Origin of the sequence: Streptomyces sp. F63 (genome assembly GCF_018070345.1) — a bacterium.
Classification (GTDB): Bacteria; Actinomycetota; Actinomycetes; order Streptomycetales; family Streptomycetaceae; genus Streptomyces.
Map to the genome: position 1 here is coordinate 111235 of NZ_JAGPXX010000008.1, position 22162 is coordinate 133396.

The 22162-nt window shown below is 73.9% G+C and carries 17 protein-coding genes and 2 pseudogenes; 9 read left to right on the forward strand and 10 right to left on the reverse strand.

The window, feature by feature from the left end:
* Window positions 1-30 precede the first annotated feature (30 nt).
* Window positions 31-399, reverse strand: coding sequence for a metalloregulator ArsR/SmtB family transcription factor (locus KBZ10_RS11640; protein WP_210987490.1), 369 nt, complete (start codon window positions 397-399; stop codon window positions 31-33).
* Between the two features lie 331 nt (window positions 400-730).
* Here KBZ10_RS11640 and KBZ10_RS11645 point away from each other — a divergent pair, with 331 nt between their 5' ends.
* Window positions 731-2161, forward strand: a complete 1431-nt coding sequence (locus KBZ10_RS11645) for an NAD(P)-binding domain-containing protein (protein ID WP_210987491.1) — start codon at window positions 731-733, stop codon at window positions 2159-2161.
* Window positions 2162-2381: 220 nt separating this feature from the next.
* Here KBZ10_RS11645 and KBZ10_RS11650 read toward each other — a convergent pair whose 3' ends face one another.
* Entirely contained in the window at window positions 2382-2696 is a 315-nt protein-coding gene (locus tag KBZ10_RS11650; protein ID WP_210987492.1) for a DUF397 domain-containing protein, read from the reverse strand.
* A gap of 400 nt (window positions 2697-3096) precedes the next feature.
* On the opposite strand from KBZ10_RS11650, the gene KBZ10_RS11655 reads away from it, so the two are divergent.
* Window positions 3097-3912: an SGNH/GDSL hydrolase family protein gene (locus KBZ10_RS11655; RefSeq protein WP_210987493.1), complete on the forward strand. Its 816-nt coding sequence runs from the start codon at window positions 3097-3099 to the stop codon at window positions 3910-3912.
* A gap of 491 nt (window positions 3913-4403) precedes the next feature.
* On the forward strand, window positions 4404-5012 hold the full coding sequence (locus KBZ10_RS11660) for a bifunctional 2-polyprenyl-6-hydroxyphenol methylase/3-demethylubiquinol 3-O-methyltransferase UbiG (RefSeq protein WP_210987494.1): 609 nt from the start codon (window positions 4404-4406) through the stop codon (window positions 5010-5012).
* A gap of 254 nt (window positions 5013-5266) precedes the next feature.
* Here KBZ10_RS11660 and KBZ10_RS11665 read toward each other — a convergent pair whose 3' ends face one another.
* Window positions 5267-6340, reverse strand: a complete 1074-nt coding sequence (locus KBZ10_RS11665; RefSeq protein ID WP_210987495.1) for a TerC family protein — start codon at window positions 6338-6340, stop codon at window positions 5267-5269.
* A 601-nt stretch (window positions 6341-6941) separates the two neighbouring features.
* Between KBZ10_RS11665 and glnII the strand changes: the two genes are divergently transcribed.
* Window positions 6942-7961, forward strand: coding sequence for a glutamine synthetase (gene glnII, locus KBZ10_RS11670; RefSeq protein WP_210987496.1), 1020 nt, complete (start codon window positions 6942-6944; stop codon window positions 7959-7961).
* A 211-nt stretch (window positions 7962-8172) separates the two neighbouring features.
* On the opposite strand, the gene KBZ10_RS11675 is transcribed toward glnII, so the two are convergent.
* Window positions 8173-9936 carry a PepSY domain-containing protein gene (locus KBZ10_RS11675; RefSeq protein ID WP_247702208.1) on the reverse strand — a complete coding sequence of 588 codons (1764 nt, stop codon included), beginning with the start codon at window positions 9934-9936 and terminating at the stop codon, window positions 8173-8175.
* A gap of 394 nt (window positions 9937-10330) precedes the next feature.
* Window positions 10331-11056: a hypothetical protein gene (locus tag KBZ10_RS11680; RefSeq protein ID WP_210987497.1), complete on the reverse strand. Its 726-nt coding sequence runs from the start codon at window positions 11054-11056 to the stop codon at window positions 10331-10333.
* A gap of 393 nt (window positions 11057-11449) precedes the next feature.
* Here KBZ10_RS11680 and KBZ10_RS11685 point away from each other — a divergent pair.
* The 3 genes and pseudogenes from KBZ10_RS11685 to KBZ10_RS11695 all read left to right on the forward strand — a co-directional run.
* Window positions 11450-11740: pseudogene (locus KBZ10_RS11685) on the forward strand (sensor histidine kinase); the annotation flags it as partial.
* A gap of 40 nt (window positions 11741-11780) precedes the next feature.
* Window positions 11781-12131, forward strand: a pseudogene (locus KBZ10_RS11690) (LuxR C-terminal-related transcriptional regulator); the annotation flags it as partial.
* Window positions 12132-12182: 51 nt separating this feature from the next.
* Window positions 12183-13664, forward strand: coding sequence for a DUF1996 domain-containing protein (locus tag KBZ10_RS11695; protein WP_210987498.1), 1482 nt, complete (start codon window positions 12183-12185; stop codon window positions 13662-13664).
* Between the two features lie 216 nt (window positions 13665-13880).
* Here KBZ10_RS11695 and KBZ10_RS11700 read toward each other — a convergent pair whose 3' ends face one another.
* Window positions 13881-14420, reverse strand: coding sequence for a hypothetical protein (locus KBZ10_RS11700; RefSeq protein ID WP_247702209.1), 540 nt, complete (start codon window positions 14418-14420; stop codon window positions 13881-13883).
* A 171-nt stretch (window positions 14421-14591) separates the two neighbouring features.
* Here KBZ10_RS11700 and KBZ10_RS11705 point away from each other — a divergent pair, with 171 nt between their 5' ends.
* The gene (locus KBZ10_RS11705; RefSeq protein ID WP_210987499.1) at window positions 14592-17699 is read left to right on the forward strand and encodes an alpha-N-acetylglucosaminidase; all 3108 of its coding nucleotides are present in this window, start codon (window positions 14592-14594) and stop codon (window positions 17697-17699) included.
* A 134-nt stretch (window positions 17700-17833) separates the two neighbouring features.
* On the opposite strand, the gene KBZ10_RS11710 is transcribed toward KBZ10_RS11705, so the two are convergent.
* Both KBZ10_RS11710 and KBZ10_RS11715 read right to left on the reverse strand, forming a co-directional pair.
* Window positions 17834-18022 (reverse strand): hypothetical protein, encoded by a 189-nt coding sequence (locus tag KBZ10_RS11710; RefSeq protein ID WP_210987500.1) that lies wholly within the window; start codon window positions 18020-18022, stop codon window positions 17834-17836.
* The gene (locus tag KBZ10_RS11715) at window positions 18019-18393 is read right to left on the reverse strand and encodes a three-helix bundle dimerization domain-containing protein (RefSeq protein ID WP_210987501.1); all 375 of its coding nucleotides are present in this window, start codon (window positions 18391-18393) and stop codon (window positions 18019-18021) included. The genes KBZ10_RS11710 and KBZ10_RS11715 overlap by 4 nt, the downstream gene beginning before the upstream one ends.
* 241 nt (window positions 18394-18634) lie before the next feature.
* On the opposite strand from KBZ10_RS11715, the gene KBZ10_RS11720 reads away from it, so the two are divergent.
* Complete coding sequence (locus KBZ10_RS11720) at window positions 18635-19336, forward strand: TetR/AcrR family transcriptional regulator (RefSeq protein WP_210987502.1); 702 nt, start codon at window positions 18635-18637, stop codon at window positions 19334-19336.
* 109 nt (window positions 19337-19445) lie between these two features.
* Here the strand turns inward: KBZ10_RS11720 and KBZ10_RS11725 are convergent, their stop codons facing one another.
* Both KBZ10_RS11725 and KBZ10_RS11730 read right to left on the reverse strand, forming a co-directional pair.
* Entirely contained in the window at window positions 19446-20717 is a 1272-nt protein-coding gene (locus tag KBZ10_RS11725; RefSeq protein WP_210987503.1) for an MFS transporter, read from the reverse strand.
* A gap of 33 nt (window positions 20718-20750) precedes the next feature.
* Window positions 20751-21344: a helix-turn-helix domain-containing protein gene (locus KBZ10_RS11730; RefSeq protein ID WP_210987504.1), complete on the reverse strand. Its 594-nt coding sequence runs from the start codon at window positions 21342-21344 to the stop codon at window positions 20751-20753.
* Window positions 21345-22162 lie beyond the last annotated feature (818 nt).

Sequence of the window (22162 nt, forward strand, 5' to 3'; positions counted from 1 at the left end):
TCCCGCCGGGGCCCGCGCCGGGTGCGGCCGTCAGGTGGTGCGCGGCTCGAGCATGGCGGCCATCGCGGCGACCACCGCCGGAGCGACCCTGTAGTACACCCATGTCCCGCGCCGCTCCGAGGTGAGCAGGCCGGCCTCGCGCAGCTTCTTCAGGTGGTGGGAGACGGTCGGCTGGGAGACGCCGACGTCGGAGATGTCGCAGACGCACGCCTCGCCGCCCGCGCACGAGGCGACCTTGGAGAACAGCCGCAGCCGCACCGGGTCCGCCAGCGCCTTGAACATCGCGGCCATCCGCTCCGCGTCGGCCTGCGACAGCTCCCCGGCCGTGATCGGCGGGCAGCACGGCACCACGGCCCCGGTGTCCAGGACGGGTACTTTGGCGACCTCTGACTTCGACATATGTCTATGTTGACATCCGTCGATGCGACGTGGCAAGCTCCGGACATCGCAAGATATCGACAAACATCGAAGCAGGAGGCCTCGGTGGCCGTCCACGACCGTGGCGACGCATGCACCGCCGCCCGGCCCGGCACGCGGCCCGCCGCGGCCCGTGCCGGCCTCCGGGACAGCTGCGCGCAGGCTCCGCCGCAAGCCCCTCCCGCAAGCCCCTCCGGGCCGCGGCACACCGGCCGCGAAGCCGGCCGTCCCCGCCGGTCCATCGCCACCCGGCGATCCATCACCACCCGCTGACCCGTCAGACACCCACCCCCACCCAGGGAGATCCACCACCATGAGCGAGCAGCAGCTCCCCGTCGTCGTCATCGGAGCCGGCCCCGTGGGCCTGGCCGCAGCCGCCCACCTCGTCGGGCGCGGGATCGACCCCCTGGTCCTGGAGGCCGGGCCGACCGCCGCCTCCACCGTGCGGGAGTGGAGCCACGTACGCCTGTTCTCCCGCTGGGACGAGGTCATCGACACGGCCGCCGAGAAGCTGCTCGCCCCGACCGGCTGGACCCGGCCGGACGCCACGGTCTACCCCACCGGCGGCGACTGGGCCGGGCAGTACCTCCAGCCGCTGGCCGACGCCCTGGGCGACCGCGTCCGCTATGGCACCCGCGTCACCGGGGTCACTCGTGCCGGCCGCGACCGCGTCGTCGACGCCGACCGCGAGTCCCAGCCCTTCGTCCTGCACCTCACCACCCCCGACGGCCGCGAGGAGCGCGTCACCGCCCGTGCCGTCATCGACGCCTCCGGTACCTGGACCACGCCCGGCCCGGCCGGCGCCGGCGGCCTGCCCGCCCTCGGCGAGAGGGCCGCCGCCGACCGCGTGACGTACCGCGTGCCCGACCTCAACGACCCTGACCTGCGGGCCCGCTACGCCGGCAAGCGCACCGCCGTCATCGGCTCCGGCGCCTCCGCCTTCACCGCGCTCGCCGCTCTGGCGGAGCTCGCCCGGGACGAACCGGGGACGCACGCGGTGTGGGTGCTGCGGCGCGGCATCAGCGGTGCCACGTTCGGCGGCGGCGCGGCCGACGAGCTGCCCGCCCGCGGCGCCTTGGGCCTCGCGGCCAAGGCGGCCGTCGACGACGGCCACGCCGACGCCGTCACCGGCTTCCGCACCGAAGCCGTCGAGCGGGACGGCGAGGGACGCCTCGCGCTCGTCGGCGAGGACGGCCGACGGCTCGACCCGGTCGACGAGGTCATCGTCCTGACCGGCTTCCGCCCCGATCTCTCCTTCCTGTCCGAGATCCGCCTCGGCCTGGACGAACGCCTCCAGGCCCCGGTGGCCCTCGCCCCGCTGATCGACCCCAACCAGCACTCCTGCGGCACCGTCTACCCGCACGGCCACCGCGAACTGTCCCACCCCGAGCAGGGCGTCTACCTGGTGGGAATGAAGTCCTACGGCCGCGCCCCCACCTTCCTGGCGATGACCGGCTACGAGCAGGTCCGCTCCATCGCCGCCGCACTCGCGGGCGACCTCGAGTCCGCCGACCGGATCGAACTCACGCTCCCGGAGACGGGGGTGTGCGGAGGCGCGGGCCTGTTCGACGACCCGGCCGCCGGCCAGGAGGAGGGCGGTGGTGGCTGCTGCACCCCGGCACCCGCGGCTCCACCGGCCGAGGCGGGCGCCGGGGCCCCGGCTGCGACTGCGGTTGTGACTGCGGCTGCGGCTCCAGCCACCGCCGCGGCCGACGCCGGTTCACCGTCCGGCGGCTGCTGCTGACCGCACACTGACGGGCATCCAGCCGACGAGGCCGCGACCGGCACGGGGGACCGGCCGCGGCCTCGCGTCGCTTGGCCCGCCCCCGCCCACCTGGGCACCGGGCCACTCCCCCGGCGTGTGGCGGACGGGCAGACGCCAGCGCGCGCATGGACACGAGCGAGCGCCCGGCCACCGCTGGTGCTCCGGTGCCGGGCCCTCGGGGTGTCGGGGGTGGGCCCGGCTAGCCTCGCCGGTTCCGCGCCGCGTACGCGACGAACTCGCCCCACGCGGAGGCGGACAGGGCGAGCTGAGGGCCCTGCACATTCTTGGAGCCCCGGACGTGGACGGTGCCGGGGCAGGCGGCGACCTCTACGCAGTCATCCCCGCTGCCGCCGCTGTGGTTTGACTTGCGCCAGGGGGTGGCGACCTCGACACAGTCGCCGTCACCACCACTGCTATGACTCGATTTGCGCCAGGAGAGGGCGACTTCCACGCAGTCGCCGGAACCACTGCTGCTGTAGCTGCTCTTGAACCAGGCCAGTTCGTTGCTGCTCATACGGCTCCTCGCATCCGCTGCAACAGGCTCACGGAGCCTTTTCCATCGTCCGTGCGGGTACGCGCACGGAGCGTACCGGCCGGGGATCTGGTGAGCGATGAAAACCGCTGGCCAGAAGCGTGCTCCCCCGAGCGGCCGACACCCACGGGAGTGGTCACCGTACGTGTGTTCCTGCGGCGTCGACCGCCCTCCGAAGCCCCGCTACGCGGGCTTCCGGCCGTATTGCCGCGCCTCTCGGCCCACCCGTACATTGGGAGCGCTCCCACACCCCCACCCCCGAGTCGCCGAGCGGCCCGCCCGCACCGGTCCACCGCTCCGCCGACAGCCCTCCGCGGCGGAGACCGACTCCGCGTGCCGCGATGTGCCGTCAGGGACTGAAGGAACGAAGGGAACGCCCCCCATGACCAGAACACGGCACCTGCTCTCCGGCCTGGTCGCCCTTGCGGCGCTGCTCCTCGGCATGGCCTCCACCGCCTCCGCCGCCCATGCCGACTCCGACGCGGCGCCCGTACGCGTCATGCCGCTCGGCGACTCGATCACCGACGGCTTCAACGTGCCCGGCGGATACCGCATCGACCTCTGGCAGAAGCTCGTCGCGGGCGGCCACGAGATCGACTTCGTCGGCTCCCAGGCCAACGGCCCCGGCAACCTCGGCGACCGCGACCACGAGGGCCACTCCGGCTGGACCATCGCCCAGATCGACAGCAACATCACCAACTGGCTGAGGACCTACGACCCCGACACGATCCTGCTGCACATCGGCACCAACGACATGTACGGCGGCGACCCGGGCGGCGCGCCCGCGCGGCTGGCCACGCTGATCGACCGCATCACCGCCCAGGCGCCGGACGCTCACCTCTTCGTGGCGACGATCGTGCCGCTGGCCTGGGGCGACCAGACCGTGCGGACGTTCAACGCGGCCATCCCGGGCATCGTGCAGAGCAGGGCCGACGCCGGGAAGCGGGTCCATCTGGTGGAGATGTACAGCAAGCTGACGACGGCCGACCTGGCCGACGGCGTGCATCCCAACGCCACGGGCTACAGCAAGATGGCCACCGCCTGGTATGAGGCCCTGCTGTCCGTGCCGGACAGCGTCGGCGCCGGCGACGGCGAACCGGCGGACCGGCCGGCGAAGGCGTGCGCCACGGCCGCCGGGTCCTCGGACGACCATGGCGGGGCGGACGCCCGGAGGGAGCTGAGCTGCGCGACCCACTGATCCCGGACTCCTTCGATCGCGGTCTCCACGAGCGCGGTCACCGAGCCCACTCCGGACGGAGCGATGTCCCACCCGGGCATGTCATCCCCCAACTGCCTTGCCGCACGGCTTCGTCCGGCGCACCGATATGCGGCATCCGGGCACACACCGCAGTGAACGGCCGTCTCGCTGAGCGGAGTTGCAGCGGGTGGCGAGAAGAGCGGCCGGAAATCGCCACCCGGCGGCCGCCGGCTCGGTCCCATGGGTGGCACCCGCCGTGCGGCGCCTTCCGTCCGCGCGGCACGGGTGTCCCTGCGGGTCACCGTGCGGACGCCTGTCGGCCCGGCGGCGCTCCGCCGGGCCGGGTGCCCGGCCCCCGCCGGGACGCTCCGGGCGCGGCGCACCTGGCCAGGTCGGCGCGGCGGTGGGGCGTCCGCCCTGGAATCATGGAACCCGTGGGCGCGGGACGCGCGTGCGTGCGAGCAGTGAGCAGCGAGCGGTGAGGAGCCGGTGTGGACGCCGAGGCGTGGGACGAGCGGTATCGCGGCAAGGAGCTGGTGTGGTCGGCCGGGCCCAACCGGTTCGTCGCGGAGGAACTGGCGGATCTGCCGCCGGGGCGGGCGGTGGACCTGGCCGCGGGCGAGGGCCGGAACGCCGTCTGGCTGGCGGAGCAGGGCTGGGACGTGGACGCCGTGGACTTCTCGGCCGTCGCCCTGGAGAAGGCCGAGCAGATGGCCAGGGAGCGCGGTGTGGCGATCCGCACCGTGAGCGCCGATGTGACGGAGGCCGGGAGCGTGCTCGCCCAGGCGCCCCTGTTCGACCTGGCGCTGATCGCCTATCTGCATCTGCCCTGGCCGCGGATGGAGGAGGCTCTCCGGCTGGCGGCGACCTCCGTGCGGCCCGGCGGGACCCTGCTGCTCGTCGGCCACCACGCGGACAACATCGGCCGGGGACACGGCGGTCCGCAGGACCCGGACGTGCTCTACACCGCCGAGCAGGTGGCCGACGCGTGGCAGTCGTACGCGCGGATCCTCAAGGCGGAGGCCGTGGACCGGCCGGTGGAGACGGAGGAGGGGCCGCGCACCGCCATCGACGCGCTGGTGCGGGCGGAACGGACCTGACGGCGGACGGTGGCGGTAGGCGGTAGGTGCAGGTGGTAGGTGGTGGTGGTGGAGGACACTGCGCCCCCGGCCCTCGCCCCGCTCGGCCCCGGACGGCGGAGCCCGGGTCCGCGGCGCCGCCCCGGCGGCCCGGCTCTCCGTCACACCGGCGCCGTGCTGCTGCCGTGCGGCCGAGCCGTGCTGCCGGCTGCGGACGGGCACGAGCCGTGCGGCGGAGTGCGGCGAAACGTGTCCGGTCGGTGGCCGGCGGCCGGTCAGCTCTCGTGGGAACCGGACGCCCGGCCCGTATCGCCGCCGGCCGACGCGTCCGGGCCGTCGGCCGGCCCACCGCCCTCCGGCCCGCCGCCCTCCGGCCCGCCGCGCTCCGGCGCGCCGTTCCCCGTCCCGTCGTCCCCCGTCTCGCCCCGGGTCGCCGCCAGGGACCAGACGATCGAGACGGTGACGGTCAGCACGATGAAGCCGAGGGTGACGGGGATGGGCAGTTTGCCGACCGGGGTCTCCGACAGGATGAGCTTGACCCCGGCGAAGGCGAGCAGCACGGCCAGCCCGTAGTGCAGATAGCGGAAGCGGCGCAGCAGGCCGGCGAGGAGGAAGTACAGGCTGCGCAGGCCCAGAATGGCGAAGGCGTTGGCCGTCCACACCAGGAAGGTGTTCGTGGTGATCGCCAGGATGGCGGCCACCGAGTCGATGGCGAACACCAGGTCGGTGGCTTCGATCGCGACGAGGGCGACGAACAGCAGGGTCACCGCGCGGCGGCCGTTCACCCGGACAACGAACCGGTCACCGTGGAACGCGGGATCGGTCGGCACGATCCGCCGGACGAGACGCACGACCGGATTGCGGTCCGGGTGCACTTCCGTGTTGTGCGAGACGGCCATCTTGTAGCCGGTCCAGATGAGGAACGCGCCGAACACGTAGGCGGTCCAGAAGAAGACCTCCAGCAGTTCGGCACCGACGAAGATGAACACCAGACGGGCCCCGAGCGCGCCGATCACCCCCCAGAACAGGACCTTGTGCTGGTAGGCGTCGGGGACGCCGAAGAACGAGAACACCAGCGCGAAGACGAAGATGTTGTCGACCGACAGGGCTTTCTCGATCAGATAGCCGGCGTAGTAGGTCGTCGCCGCCTCCCCGCCCTGCCAGGCCCACAGGATCAGACCGAAGGCCAGGCCAGCGGCGATCCACCCGGTGCTCCACAGGGCGGCCTCACGGAAGCCGATGACATGGCTGTCGCGGTGCGCGAGCAGGTCGACGGCCAGCATCACCCCGATGGCGGCGGTCAGCGCGGCCCACACCCACAGCGGCGCGGTGAAGGTCAGGTCGTTCATGGCGGTCGGCTCTCCTCGGCCTCTCGGTCGTTCCCCTCGGTCGCTCTGTATTCCCCCGTCGCGGGTCCTCCGGATCCCCGGATCTCCCGGATTCCCGTGAGGACGCGTGGGGGTGACCGCTCGGGTCGGGCCTGCGTGACGAGGGCGGTACGGGCCTCATCGTCACCCGGAGGGCCCGGGCCTCCCCGGTGGATCACCGGCCGTCCGTCCGATGCCGTAACGCCGTGGCGCCCTGCCCCCCCCTCGTGCCCCGGCGCCGCGGGCGTACACCGCCGATGCCTTTCGCACGGTCACGCCCACGGCGTAGCGCCGCGATCCAGTGGCGCGGGCCGCGCCGCGCGCCGAGGAGAGAAGACGGCCTCCCCGCCCGGCTCCCCGCCGCCCCCGTCGCGCGGGCAGCGCTTCGTAGCCCGGACGACACATACGGCGCCGCCCGGACACAGCCGCTTTACACCGGAGCAACTGCCGGGAAACGGCCCGTTGCGATGCTGCCGCCGAGGGGACCGGGACGGGGTGCCCCCGTGCGGAGCCGCGCGGGAGACGCGCTTCCGGGACCCGCACCCGCTGTCGTCCGCACCCGCACCCGCACGAGGGGGACCACGTGACCTTCAAGGCCGAGTACATCTGGATCGACGGGACCGAGCCGACCGCGAAGCTCCGCTCGAAGACGAAGATCCTCGCCGACGGCGCCGAGCCGCCCGTCTGGGGCTTCGACGGGTCCAGCACCAACCAGGCCGAGGGCCACGCCTCGGACCTCGTCCTGCAGCCCGTCTTCTCCTGCCCGGACCCGATCCGCGGCGGTGATGACATCCTCGTCCTGTGCGAGGTGCTGCACACGGACCTGACTCCGCACGCCTCGAACACCCGTGCCCTGCTGCGCCCGGTGGCAGAGAAGTTCGCCGCCCACCAGCCGGTCTTCGGGATCGAGCAGGAGTACACGTTCTTCCAGGGCAGCCGGCCCCTGGGCTTCCCCGAGAACGGCTACCCGGCCCCGCAGGGCGGCTACTACTGCGGTGTCGGCGCCGACGAGATCTTCGGCCGGGAGATCGTCGAGAAGCACCTGGACAACTGCCTGACGGCGGGCCTGGGCATCTCCGGCATCAACGCCGAGGTCATGCCCGGCCAGTGGGAGTTCCAGGTGGGCCCGCTGTCGCCGCTGCAGGTCTCGGACCACATGTGGGTGGCCCGCTGGCTGCTGTACCGCACGGCCGAGGCGTACGGGATCTCCGCGACGCTGGACGCCAAGCCGGCGAAGGGCGACTGGAACGGCGCGGGCGCGCACACCAACTTCTCGACCAGGGCGATGCGCGAGGGCTACGAGCCGATCATCACGGCCTGCGAGGCGCTGGGGGACGGCGACAAGCCGGCCGTGCACGTCAAGCACTACGGCGTCGGCATCGAGGCCCGGCTCACCGGTCTCCACGAGACGGCGCCCTGGAACGAGTACAGCTACGGCGTGTCCGACCGCGGCGCTTCCGTCCGCATCCCGTGGCAGGTCGAGGTGGACCGCAAGGGCTACATCGAGGACCGCCGCCCGAACGCCAACTGCGACCCGTACGTGGTGACCCGGCTCATGGTCGACACCTGCTGCACCGCGCTGGAGAAGGCCGGCCAGGTCTGACACCGACCGGCTCCGGCCCGCCTTCTCCCCGGGGTACGGCGATGGGCGCCCGCAGGCACCGGCGGGCGCCCATCGCGCTGCCGGGGCGGCCCCGGCACCGCCGCGGCGCCGGCAGCAGCCCGCGCGGCGGCCCCGCTTCGTACGCTCCGCCGACGGGCGGTCCGTACGAAGCGGGGTCCTGCGCTCCGGCGCCGGCCGGCCGTGCCGCGGGTCAGGACCGGCCCGCCGCCTCCGCCCGGCGCCGGGCGAGCACCCCGGCGGCCAGGTCCACCGCCAGGAACAGGACCAGCCCCAGCCCGAACAGCGGGACGAACCAGCCGAGCAGCACCGCCGCCACCAGCACCACCAGCGCCCCCGGGGACGCCTTGCGCCAGGCGCCGCGCGGCATCGGCCGGCCGACGCCGAAGCGGGTGGCGCCGCGCGTGGGGCGGCGCTGCCACCACATCCGGTAGCCGTACACGATCAGCACGACCAGCCCCGCCATCAGGGCGATCAGCACCAGCTGGTTGGGCAGCCCCAGGAAGAGGCCCATGTGGGCGTCGATGCCGATCCGGGTCAGCCGGGCGAGCACCGGGTAGTCGGCGAACGCCAGGGTGTCCACGACCTCACCGGTCGCCGGGTGCACGGACACCGAGTCGAAGTGCACCGGCCACTGCTTGTCGTTCTCCGCGACGACGTAGGCGGCCTTCTCGTCGGCCGGCAGGCTGATCACCAGGGACTCCGACACGCCCTGCTCGCGGGCCGTGTCCACGAGCCGGTCCAGACCGATGTCGCCGCCCGCGCCCGGCTGGTGGCCGCCTTCGCCGTGCGCGGCGCCGTGGCCGTCGTGGCCGCCCGTCCCGGTGCCGGCCGCCGGGTCCACGGTGGCGGCGACCGAGGGTGTGGTGGCGCGCAGTTGTTCGCGCAGCAGGGCGACGTTCTCGCCCGCGTAGGTCGACCAGGTCAGCCCGGTCGCGGAGAGGAACAGCAGGCCCAGCAGGGACCAGACCCCGATCGTGCCGTGCCGCGACATCGTGCGCCGCCGCCCCGTCAGCCCCCGCTCGGGCAGCAGCAGACCGCGCGCGCCGCGCGTGGAGCGGCGGCGCCGCAGCCACAGCAGCAGACCGCCGAGCGCGACGACCCACAGCCAGCTCGCGGCCAGTTCGCTGTAGAGCCGCCCCGGTTCGCCCAGGTGCAGATGGCGGTGGAACTCCGATATCCAGGCGCGCACGGGGAGCGCTCCGGAACTGCCGTAGCTGACGAGCTCGCCGCGCACCTCGGCGGTGTACGGGTCGACGAACACGGCCGTCGACTTGCTCTCCCCCAGCTCCGGGGCCTCGAACAGGACCCGGGTGGTGGCCCCGTCCCCGGGGGACGGCCACACCTTGCTGAGCGTACGGCCGGGATACTCCTCAACGGCCGCCCCGACCTGCTGGGACAGCGGAAGGGCGGCCTTGCCCTCGGGCACGGGAACGGTCAGCTCGTCGGCGTAGATCACCTTCTCCAGCGGGTACGAGGCCGCGTACAGCAGCCCGGTCACGGCGGCGATCAACAGGAAGGGCGCGACGAGGAGGCCCGCGTAGAAGTGCATCCGCAGCACGAGCGGGCGCAGGCTGCCCCGGGACGGGGCGGGGGCGCGGGAGGGGGACGGGGACGGGGACGGGATGGTGCCGCCGTCCTGCCGGGCCGCTGCGGGCGGTTCTCCCACCGCCTCGGCGTCGTCCCCGTGAAGTGCGCCGGGCTCGGCGGCGGGGGCGGGACCGGGGGCGGGCGCGGGGGTTCCGGCCTTCGCCGTGGCGGCCGGCGGGGCGGAACCCGCCTCGCCGGTGGCCGCGGTGTCAGCGGCTTGCGCCTGCACGGCCGTTGAGGTGCCCGCGGTGGCCGTGCCGGTGGCCGCGGGAGCGGCGGCCGTGGGGGCCGCCGCGGTGGTCCGGGAGCCGGTGTCCGGCGGAGCGGGCCGGCCGGTGGCCGGCTCGGCGGGATCGTCGATGGACATGGGGGTTGGCCTCACTTCGGGGTCGGCCGCGGGTGCGCGGAGGCGCGCGGGCGCGGCGCGAGGAGCGGAGGGCGGGCAGCCGCCGGCCCGGCGGGGCGCGGTGGGGACCGGCCGGGCCGGTGCCGGAAACACCGGTGCGCGGCCGGCTCGTCGTCCGGCGGGGTCTCCACCGCCGCGGGCCGTACCGGACTGCCCGGAGGAACCGCGGGCCGCCCGGACGGCGGCTCCGCGCAGACGGGGCAGGCCACGTCCCCTGCCTCCCGCACCCGCACGACGGCGCAGCGGCACCAGCGCCCGGAGGTCCCGGCGGCCCGGCGGCCGCTGCGGAACGGGCGGGTGTGACGGGGGCCTGCGGCCGCCGGTACGGCACCGCGCGGTGCACGGCGCGCGGCCGTCAGGCCGGTGTCCCGCCGAGCGCGGCGCGGACGGCGTACGGGGTGGGGTGAGGACGGGGCCGGGTGCGGGGCGGCGGCCCGCGCCGGGAGAGGACGTGTGCCAGCAGGGCACCCCGCAGCCGGAGGGCCGCCTCCCCGTACGGCAGCGGCGGCCGTACCGGGCGCGGAGCGGCCGGGGTTCCGTACCGGGCGGCGCGGAGCAGCGTCCGCAGCGGCATCAGGGCCAGGGAGCCCAGGCAGCGCAGCAGCCGGAAGAAGACGGCCTCGCCCCGCCAGAGCCAGACGGCGCAGCAGAGCGCGGCGAGGAGGTGGGCGGCGAGCATGGCGAGGGTGGCGTGCTCGGAGTGCTCGCCCGGGGCGGCGAGGCCGGTGAACTGCCCCGCCGCGCCACCGTCGTTCCCGGTTCCGCTCGCGCCGGCGCCGGCTTCGGGCAGGGTGCCGACCGGCGTCCGGCGATGGGCCGCCGGGGTGCCGGGGCCGTCGGTGAAGATCAGGTGCAGGACGGCCTGGACGGCCAGCAGGGTGCCGGCGATGGAGAGGACGCCGCGGCGCCGCCCTCCGGCCAGCCAGGCGACGGTTCCGGTGATGCCGATTGCGGCCAGCAGGGCGGGGAGCGGGATGTCGTGACCGGACATCACGGCGTGCCCGGTGGCGGCGAGCACGACGGAGACGGCCGCGAAGAGCGCGGCCCGCAGAAGGCGCGTCAGCGATCTGTCCGCCGTCATGGTGAGATGCATGCTCCCACGCCGCGCCGGGTGGCGGCAGCGGCGACGATCGGCCAACGCCCTTGCGCTTCTCGCGAGTTCACACCTCACCTGCCCCTCCCGGTTCGTTCCTCCGGGGAGGTACGCACAGGACTGCCGGTTGGCTCACCGGGCCTGCGGATTTCCGTACGGATGACCGGCCTGCAGCCGGGGCCCGGTGGCCGAACCGGCACCGAGGAGCGGACCGCACACCGGGCCGAACCGGTACTGACGGGCAAGCCGCACCGCGCCGGGGTGGTGCCAGGTGTACCCGCGTCCGGGTGCGCGGCCCCGTGACCACGGCGCCGGGGTCCGGCGAGACTGAGAGCGCGCCCGGGAGCGGGGCCACGGAGCGATGAGGGGCCGGGAGCCGGGATGGGGAAATCCAGAGAAGCACTACTGGCAGCCGGGCGGGGGCTGTTCGTCGCCGCGGTGTCGCTGGCCGGCTCGATCGCGCTGCTCGTCCTGTCGGTGCTGTCGATCGGCTTCATCAGCCTCGGCGTGGGGGTGCTGACGACACCCGTGGTGCTCGGCGCCGTACGGTCGTTCGCCAACTGGCGGCGGATACTGGGGTACGACTGGGCGGGCGTGCGGACGCCGGCCGCGTACCGGCCGTACCCGCCAAACCCGCGGCCGGGCCTGGTCGGGCAGGCGGAACGGTGCGCGCATCTGCTGCGGGACCCGGCGACCTGGCGTGATCTGCTGTGGCTGCCTGCTGAAGGACCGGGTGTTCGACGCCGGCCAGTTCACGGACGCGGTGCGGCGGGTGGCCGCCGGCGGTACCGCGATGGACCCGCAGGTCATCTCCCAGCTCCTCGCCCGCCGTTCCCGGGACCGGCCGATGGAGAAGCTCACCCCGCGCGAGCGCGAGGTGATGGAGCTGATGGCCCAGGGCCGTTCGAACACGGCCATCGCGGGGCAGCTTGTCGTCACCGAGCGGGCTGTGGCGAAGCACACATCGAATATTTTCGCCAAGCTCGGTCTGGCCCCGTCGGACGACGACAACCGGCGGGTTCTCGCTGTTCTGGCCTATCTGGACCGGGGGGCGCGGGAATGAAGCGCCGGAGCGGGTTTGAACGCGGGAGCGCCGGACTCCGTATCGCTGGCCATGAAGCCCAAGACACACAAGCGTTCCCCTTTGCTGAACAGGACGGCTGGTGCGGCGGCAGCTCTCCTGTTGGGAGGCGGCGGGCTCGCTGCGGTGAACTTCTACGCCTCCGCCGGCACCTCGAACGACGGCGACAGCCGGAAAGGAGCGGTAGCACAACAGGCGTCCACCATCGCCTGTCCGGATGTGGTGGATCGCCTGGAGAAGGTCCCCAGGCAGTCACGGAAGGAAGTCAGCCGTGAGCTGGGGCGGCTCGACGCCCAGATCGGCGCGGCCTACAAGCGGCTCGTGGAGAACCGGCGCGCGGCCGCGCTCGACAAGTCCTGGACCAGGAACGCCGTGCTCGACCCGCTGGCCAGCAAGCGCCGTGCCAGCCTCGACCGCATCAGAATCGCCCTGGAGCGGGCCGGCGTGCGGCAGGCCGGCCTGGAGAAACTCGCCCGCTGCGGCATGAAGGACGGCGGCACGGTCCGCCCGGGCGACGGCCAGCAGGACGGCGGCCAGCAAGGCGGCCAGGACGGCGGCCAGCAGGACGGCCAGAACGGCGGCCAGGGAGACGGCGGCCAGGGTGACGGCGGCGAGGCACCGCCGCCGCAGGTCGGGCCCTCCCCCGAGGACTTCGTGGACATCAACGACGTCCAGCCGAACGTCCAGGAGCCCGAGGCCCAGCAGAACGCGTCCACCGGCGTGTTCAAGACCGACTGCGGCGTCAACGAGAACGGCAAGTTCAACTCGGACAACATCATCGTGGCGCCCGGTGTCGTCAACGCCGCGCACCACATGCACGACTACGTCGGCAACCAGGCCAATGACGCCTTCGCCGTCGACGAGGACCTGGCCCAGGGTGAGACCACCTGCGTCAACCAGGAGGACCAGTCCACGTACTACTGGCCGGTGCTGCGCGACCTGACCGGCGGTGACGAGGCGGACGTCAACACCCCGGGCGGCGGTCTCGACGGCAACGTCGGCAAGATCATCACCCCGGCCGAGGTGACGATGGAGTTCGAGGGCAGCCCGGTCGGCGAGGTCGTGGAGATGCCGCGCTTCCTGCGCATCATCACCGGTGACGCCAAGGCCTTCACCAACGGCACGGACAACGCCAACTCCTCCTGGAGCTGCACCGGCTTCGAGGACCGGCAGATCGCGGACAAGTACCCGCTGTGCCCCGAGGGCAGCCAGGTGGTGCGCAGGTTCGAGTTCCAGAGCTGCTGGGACGGCCAGAACGCCGACAGCGCCAACCACCGCACGCACGTCGACTTCGCCAATGAGGACGGTTCGTGTGACGAGGGCTTCGTGGCCATCCCGAAGCTCGTCCAGCGGATCGTCTACGACGTGCCGGAGGGCACCAACTTCGCCGTGGACACCTTCCCGGAGCAGCTCCACAAGCCCATCACGGACCACGGCGACTTCATCAACGTGTTCTCCGAGAACCTGATGGCGAAGGCCGTGGACTGCATCAACAACGGCCAGGAGTGCACCTGACGGTGCCCTTCCGGCCCCGCCGGACCGCTGATTCGGTGCCCCCGATGACCCGGTCCCACATCACCCAACTCCCCTGACGGACCTCCCCTGTGGCCGTCACGGGGCGGGGGTGCCGGTGAGAACCCACCGGCACCCCCGCCGTCGTCCGTACGCCGCCCGTACCGGCCCCCGGTCCGGGCGGCGGTCCGGGCGGCGGTAGGTGTCCCGGCCGTGCGGTCAGCCGTGGGAACCCTGGTGGCTCCCCTGGTGCGCGTTCCCCCGGGAGTCACCGTGGCCGCCGTCCCCGCCGGAGCCCTCGGAGGCGCCGTCCTCGCCGCCGTGCCCGTCGCCGTGCGCGGGGCCGTGCGAGGCGCCCGTCTCGATGTCGCCGCCGAGCTTGCCGCGCAGGCTCGCCACGACCTCCGGCGAGCCCACGGCGACCCACTTCGGGCCGACCAGATAGGTGCCCCCGTAGCCCTCCGCCTCGGAGAGCCAGTCCTGCTGACCCCGGTGGGTCGCGAAGGTGGCCAGCACATAGCGGCCGTCGCCCTCGCCGCACCGCCCCTGCCGCAGTTCCTCGGCGTCGATCTGCAGATTGGGCTTCTCGCAGCCGGCCTTCCCGGCGAGTTGCTCCACGGTGCCGGTCGCCGTCTCGGGGGCTCCGGCCCGGTCGTCCGCCCCGCCGTCCCCGCCGCCGCAGCCGGCGGTCAGCAGCAGGGCTCCGGCCAGCGCCGGGATGACGGCGGCGGTGCGCACGGCCAAACGCTTCGATGACATCGGTCCTCCGGATGGTGCCGCCCCGCGCAGGGGGCGGCATGGTGACTTCTCGGTGTGTCCCCGGGTACGGCTCACCGCATCGCGCGTCTCATTGCCCGGCCCCGCCCGGCTCGTTAGCGTGCACACCTCACGCATCTGTTGCCACCGCGTTACGCAGAGTGGGGAGCGCTCGTGACCGAACCGACCAGACGGGTCCTGCTGGGAGCCGCCGGTGCCCTGGGCATCGGCACGGCCCTCACCGCCCGCACACCGGCCGCCCGCGCCGCAGCCCCCGCGGACGGACCCCCCTTCGACACCGCCCCCGCCCGCGCGGCGCTGGAGCGCCTGCTGCCGGGCCACGCCGGGCAGTTCCGGTTCCGCCCGCTGGCCGGCGGCCGGGAGCGCTTCCGCGTGACGGGCGCCCCGGGACGCGTGGAGGTGGCGGGCACCAGCCCCGCGGTACTGCTCACGGGGGTCAACTGGTATCTGAAGTACGTCTGCCACGCCCACCTGAGCTGGTCCGGGAACCAGACCGACCTGCCCCGCCGGCTGCCGGCGCCGGACCGCCCGCTGACCCGGTCGGCGACCGTGCCGAACCGATTCGCCCTCAACGACACCCATGACGGCTACACCGCCCCGTACGCCGACTGGCCCCGCTGGGAACGCCTGATCGACATCATGGCGCTGCACGGCTGCAACCAGGTCCTGGTCACCCCGGGCCAGGAAGCCGTCTACCACCGGCTGCTCCGGGACTTCGGCTACGGCGACGAGGAGGCCCGCGCCTGGATTCCCGCGCCCTCCCACCAGCCGTGGTGGCTGCTGCAGAACATGAGCGGCTACGGCGGGCCCGTCAGCCCGGAACTGCTCGCGCGACGCACCGATCTGGGCCGCCGCATCTGCGACCGGATGCGCGAGCTGGGCATGTCCCCGGTGCTCCCCGGCTACTTCGGCACCGTCCCCGACGGCTTCGCCGAGCGCAACGACGGGGCCCGCACCGTCCCGCAGGGCACCTGGGCGGGTCTGAAGCGCCCGGACTGGCTCGACCCGCGCACCGCCGCCTTCCGCGCCGTGGCCGCGTCCTTCTACCGCCATCAGGAGGAACTCCTCGGCGCGGCGGACCATTTCAAGATGGACCTGCTGCACGAGGGCGGCGACCCGGGCGACGTGCCCGTGCCCGAGGCGGCGCGCGCGGTGGAGTCGGCGCTGCGCACCGCCCGCCCCGGCGCCGTCTGGGTCATCCTCGGCTGGCAGGAGAATCCGCGCCGGGAACTCCTCGACGCCCTCGACAAGGAGCGGATGCTCGTCGTCGACGGACTCTCCGACCTGGAACGCGTGACCGACCGCGAGGCCGACTGGGGCGGCACCCCGTACGCCTTCGGCACCATCCCCAACTTCGGCGGGCGCACGACGCTCGGGGCCAAGACCCATCAGTGGGCCGAGCGGTTCACCGTCTGGCGCGACAAGCCGGGCAGCAGGCTCACCGGCACCGCCTACATGGCGGAGGCCGCCGAGCGCGACCCGGCCGCCTTCGAGCTGTTCAGCGAACTGGCCTGGCGCGAGGAGACGGTGGACCGCGACGCCTGGTTCGCCGGGTACGCCGACTTCCGCTACGGAGGACGCGACCGCGAGGCCCGGGCCGCCCTCGCCGCCCTGCGGGACACCGCCTACGCGATCAGCAGCCGCGACGGCCGCCCGCACGACAGCATCTTCGCCGCCCGCCCCAGTCTCACCGCGCGCTCCGGCACCCACTACGCCACCCACATGCCGGCGTTCGACCCCGCCGCTTTCGACGCGGCCTTCGCCGCCCTGCTCGGCGTCCGGCCCGCGCTGCGCGGCTCCGACGCCTACCGGCACGACCTCACCGACCTCGGCCGGCAGGCCCTGGCGAACCGCTCCTGGCAGCTCCTGCCGCAGCTCCGCACCGCCTACGAGCGGGGAGACCGGGAGACCTTCCGGGCCCTGTCCGCGCTGTGGCTGCGGCTGATGCGGCTCAGCGACGAGATGGCGGGCGCCCACCCCCGCTTCCTGCTGGGCCCCTGGCTCGCCGACGCCCGCCGGACGGGCGCGGACGACGCCGAGTCCGACCGGCTCGAACGGACGGCCCGCACGCTCATCACCACGTGGGCCGACCGCCCCACCGCCGACGGCGGACGCCTCGCCAACTACGCCAACCGCGACTGGAACGGCCTCATCGGCGACTTCCACCTGCCCCAGTGGCGGAGCTACCTGGAGGAGCTGGAGAACGCCCTCGCCGAGGACCGCGAGCCCCGCTCCTTCGACTGGTACGCGATCGAGGAGCCCTGGACCCGCGAGCACACGACGTACCCGGAGCGGCCCGTCACCGACGCCCTCCGCACCGCGCGGCGCGTCCACGACGAGCTGGCGCGGGCCCCGTACCAGGGCACCGTCACCGTCTCCGCGGACCCGGCGGCGATCCCGCCCGGCGGCGGCACCGGCCTCACCGCCGCGTTCCGCAACACCAACGGCCTGGCCCCCACCGGCTCCGTCGAGTTCACCCTCACCGGCACCGCCGGCGCACCCGGGGAGAGCGTCACCCTGCCGCCGGTGCCGGCGGGCGGCGAGACCGCGGCCCGCTGGCGGGTGAACGCCCCCGCGGGCCCGCCGGAGCGCCCCCTGGACCCGTTGCCGTACGAGATCGCGGTGCGCTACGGACCGCGCGGCGAGCGGCCGGTGCGCACCACCCATCCCGGTGTGCTGTACGTCGCGAGCCCGCCCGGGGCCGAGTGGCGGACGGTGAACGGGAACACGGCGCTCTTCGGGCAGCTCGGCGACCGCTGGGCCATCGAGGGCGGGGGCGCCGATCTGTGGAAGGCCACGGCCGAGTTCGGGGCCCTCTACCGCCCGGCCGTCCTGGCCGCCGGCACGGCGGTGACCGTCCGCGTCGACAGCCAGGCCGTCACCGGCCCGTGGGCCCGCGCGGGCCTCGTGGTCCGGAACTCCCTGGGGACGGCGGGCTCCCCCGGCTTCCTCAACCTCTCCGTCACGCCCGCCAACGGCGCCGTGCTGTCCTACGACGCCACGGGCGACGGCACCCTCGACACCTACCGCCGCGTCACGGGTATCACCGCCCCGGTGGCTTTGCGCCTGACCCGCACCGGCGAGGACGCGTACACGGGCGAGTACTCGGCGGACGACGGTGCGACCTGGCGCACGGTGGCCACCGTCCGGGTGCCGGGCGCGGCGGCGGGACCGCAGGACGCGGGGATGTTCATGAGCGCGGCCAACGGGGGTGACGGCGGGCGCGGCCTGGTGGAGTTCAGCGGCTGGCGGGCCGGCTGAGCGGAACCGGACCGGACCGGAGGCGGCCGTTCCCGGGTCGTCCGGGAACGGCCGCGCCGTCTCCCCCGGGCCCGGCGACGGCGGCCCCGGCGGGACCCCGTCCGGCGTACGGACTCCCGCCGGCCGTCTCCCGGCTACCGCGCCGGCGCCGCGGCGACGCCTTCCGGAGCCGCCGTGCCCGTCTCCGTCTCCGCCTCCTCGTCCGGCTCCCCGAGGTCGCTCTCCCCGAGCAGATAGGGGTACGGGCAGCTGCGGGGATCGGCCGCGACGCAGGAGTTGCACGGCCGCGAGCGGTCGAGCACGCACTTCGGCACCGGTCTCATTCCGGCTCACCTCCGGCTTCCGCGCCGGCCGGGCCGTCCCCGGCCAGCCGTCGGCACACGCGTTTGAACACCAGGACCGGCACGTAGTGGCGGAGCGGGGCGGAGGCGAAGGCGGCGAACTCCTCCGCCAGCACCGCGTCCAGCACCTCGGGAGGGGTGTCCGGGAAGCGCCGGGCCAGCCGGGCGCCGACGTCCTGGCGTGCGCGGTCCTCCGCGGCCGGTGTCGGCGGTGCCACGGGCCGGGTGTCCCGGCAGTGGCCACCGCCCCCGGCCGGGGCGGCGTACGGCGCGGCCGTGACGGCCGGGGACCCGGTGGGGAGCCACCGGACCGAGCGTCCCGGCCCCGCGGTGCCGCGCGGTTGTTCCCTCATGCCGCCCATTATACCCCCCAGGGTATTCACTCCGCGGCGTCCGCCCTGCCCGCGTCCGACCCACCCCCGGCCTGTGTCCGCGTCCGCGGCGCGTGCTGCGACAGCGTCCCCTCAAGACACTCGCGTCACACGAGTAACAGCCGCCCCGGCCTCCGACCGCCGCGGTCCGCCGTCCGTGCCGCCCGTCACACCTGGCGCCGGGAACACAACACGCAGATAACCGGTCGTTAAGGTAGCCACCATGACGACCGTGGTACGCCGCCGGATGGGTGTCGAAGAGCGGCGGGAACAACTGATCGCCGTGGCGCTGGAGCAGTTCAGCCGCCGCTCGCCCGACGAGGTGTCCATCGACGACATCGCGACGGCCGCCGGCATCTCGCGGCCGCTCGTCTACCACTACTTCCCCGGCAAGCACAGCCTGTACGAGGCGGCGGTCAGCCGGGCCGCGCAGGAACTGGCGCACCGCTTCACCGAACCGCGCGAAGGCCCGCTCGGGGCCCGGATGCTGCGGGTCGTGCACCGCTACTTCGACTTCGTCGACGACCACGGCCCCGGCTTCGCCGCCCTGCTGCGCGGCGGCAGCGCCGTGGGCCCCGAGCGCGCCAACGCCCTCATCGACGACGTCCGCGAGGCCGCCTACCGGCAGATCCTCCTCCACCTGGAGATCGACGAGCCCGGCCCGCGCCTCGGCCTCGTCGTCCGCTCCTGGATCGGTCTCGCCGAGACCACGGCGCTGACCTGGCTCGACGGCTGCGATGTGCCGCGCGGGGAGCTGGAGTTGCAGCTCGCGCACGACTTCCTGGCGCTGGCCGCCGTCACCGCCGCGTACGACGAGGAGACCGCCGGCGTGGTCCGCGCGATCGTCTCCGAGACACCGGCGGACGGCGCCTTCGCCGACTTCCTCGGCCGGCTCGCGGAGTTCGGGCCTCGGCCCGCAGCCTGACCGGGAATCCACCCCAGGTCCGTGTCCGCCGGCGTGCGCTGCCGGTGACGGGGCCCGCGCCGGCCCCGCCCCTGCTGCGGGCCGGCCGACGGAGCTGCGGTTGGGTTGCTCAGATGGTCACGCCCGGCCGCCGCCGGGGCAGTTCGCAGTGCCGCACCGCCTCGGAAGCCAGGGCGATGCCCACGCCCAGGCCGGCGAAGATGCCGCAGCCGACGAACACCGGGGCGGCTCCCCAGGCTCCGATAGCGGCGCCGACCAGCGGGTAGCTGAGGGGGGCGAGGCCGACCATGGTGAGCATGACGACGGAGGTGACCCGGCCGAGATAAGCCGGGTCCGCCGCAGTCTGTATGAGGGCGTTGTCCAGGCTGCCGAAGACACCCGCACACAGTCCGATGACCGCAGCCAGCACCACGGCGAGCCACAGGCTCGGCACCAGGGCGATCGTGGCCGCGCCCGTGCAGCCCACGAGCATCGTCCCTGCCATCGTCAGGCCGGCACGCGGCAGCCAACCGGCGATGGCGAGCAGCGCGGCGCTGGCCGCAGCACCTGCGCTGAAGCTGCTGACGATCCAGCCGTAGCCAGAAGGGCCCCAGCCGCGTTCGGCGTTGAGGAGCACCATGCCGACGTTGAGGGTGCCGGTGAGGCCGAGTTCGAAGATGGCGCCGACGGCGACGAGCGGGCCGATGAGGCGGTGGCGGCGGATGTAGCGCAGGCCGTCGAGCAGCTCCTGCCGCGCGGTGCCGGGCTCCGTCCGCTCCGCGTCGGGCGCCACGAGGGGCCGTATCCGTATCGTCAGCAGGAGCGGCAGGGACAGGGCAATGAGCAGTCCGGCGACGGTGAAGGCGGCCGCGGGTCCGCCGAGTCCCATGGCCAGGCCGCCGATCGGCGGGCCCGCGACCTGGCTGAGACGCGTCGACAGCGTCCGCATGCCGGTGACCCGGGCCAGCTGGTCGGGGGCGGTGATCCGGGGCGGGAGAGCACCGACAGCGGGTACGAACAGCGCGTCGACGGCACCGAAGACGAGCGCCACCGCGACCAGGATCCACAAGGCCGGAGCCGTCAGGGCGATACCGGCGGCCACCGTCAGGATGAGGAGGCAGCGCAGCGTGTCACTGCCGAGGATCACGCGGCGGGGGTCGAACCGGTCGGCCACCACGCCCCCACCGAGCATGAGTAACGCTCGTGGTACTGCCCCGGCGGCCATGACGAGGCCCACTTCGGTAGGACCGGCGGCCTCCTGGGCGGACCAGCCCAGGGCGACGAAGTACACGCTGCCGCCGACGAGGGAGACGGTGTATGCGGTGAGCCAGCGCAGCACGTTGCCGTCGCGGTGGGCCGGTGCGGAGGCGGGTTCGGGCAGGACTCTCTCCGAGGTGGCCATCGTGGGCTCCAGTACGTCGGGAATCCGGCCGAGTCAGGGCCGGAAGGGAAAGCCGTAGAGGTGCACGGACACGTGCTCGCGATCCTCGGTGTCGCCGGCCGCCTTGGCGGCCTTGCCGCGCTCCCGCCAGCGCCGGGCCAGCGCCTCAAGCTCGTCGCTCATCTCGGCGAGTTCGGCCGGGGTGAGGTCGAGCAGCCACTCGGAGCTGAAGGACGCGTCGGTCCACGCCTTCCCCCAGGCGGACTTCTGGTCGAGGTAGGTGCGGTACTGGGCGACGCGGGTGTCGAAGATCCCCCGGGTCACCGCGCCGACGGCGGCGGCGCCCTCGGGTGTGTCCGCGAAGTCCGAGTCGCGAAAGCCCCAGCCCTTTTCGGATGCCACCTGCCACCACCGCTCGCGGCCGTCGGTGCCCCGGCCACTCGTCTGGGTCACGAAGCCGTGCTCGGCCAGCTTGCGCAAGTGGTAGCTGACCAGCGAGGGCGTCTCGTCGACATGCTCGGCGAGCTGAGAAGCGGTCGCGGTGCCCGCGGCGTACAGCAGCCGGTACAGCTGCATCCGCAGCGGATTCATGAACGCCCTCAACCGTGACAGGTCGGTGATCTGCTCAGGCTCGTGCTTCGGTCGCATGCACTCACCGTAGGTATGAAGCGAAAACTTCGCAATAACCGCTTCAGAACTGGGCGAACCAAGCAACCCGGTGCCGTGCGCGGGGGACTTGAAACGGCTCAGCAGTACGAACTGCTGGTACAGGGCCGAGTGCTGCCGCTGCGGCCGCCGCAGGCACAGGGCCGGCACCTGGCCGGCACCTGGCCGGACGGATACGTCGGCCGAACCTGCCCGGACCGCGCCGTCCGGACACGGGGCACCTGCCCGCGCTCCTGAACGAGGCCGGGGTCCCGTCCGCCGTGGCCCGCGGCGCCGCCATCCGGCAGCAACTCCTCGAACTGCCCGCTCCCGTCGTCGCCGGAGATCACGCACGGTCGCCAGCGGGCCGGGTTCCTCGGGGCACTGACGACAGATGGATACAAGAGCCCACCCGTAGGTGTCAGTGCCTCGCGCCCAGGGCATGGTGTGAACGCCGCACCGGCGCTTAACGGGTAGCGCGATGCATCGTCGACAGGTTCGCCGATCCGGCTGCTCCGGACCCGCCGGGCACTTTGCCGGTGCTGCCCACCGCCGCGCTGCCGAGCACTACCCGGCCCGCCCATTCGGGCCGGTGCCGCGGCACCCGCGGCCAGGGACACCGCACGTCCCCGTCCGCTCCCCCGCTCCAGGACGGCCGCGGCACCTGCCTCGCCGGGAACACCGCTCCTCCGACCATCGGCCACCGGGGCCGCTTGGGCGGCGGAACCGCCGTCGGCGGACCCGTTGTCCGGCGAACGCGGACGGACCGCCCGGCGCTCCGTCCCCGAGGAGCGCCGGGCGGTCCGTTCACCGTGCCGTCC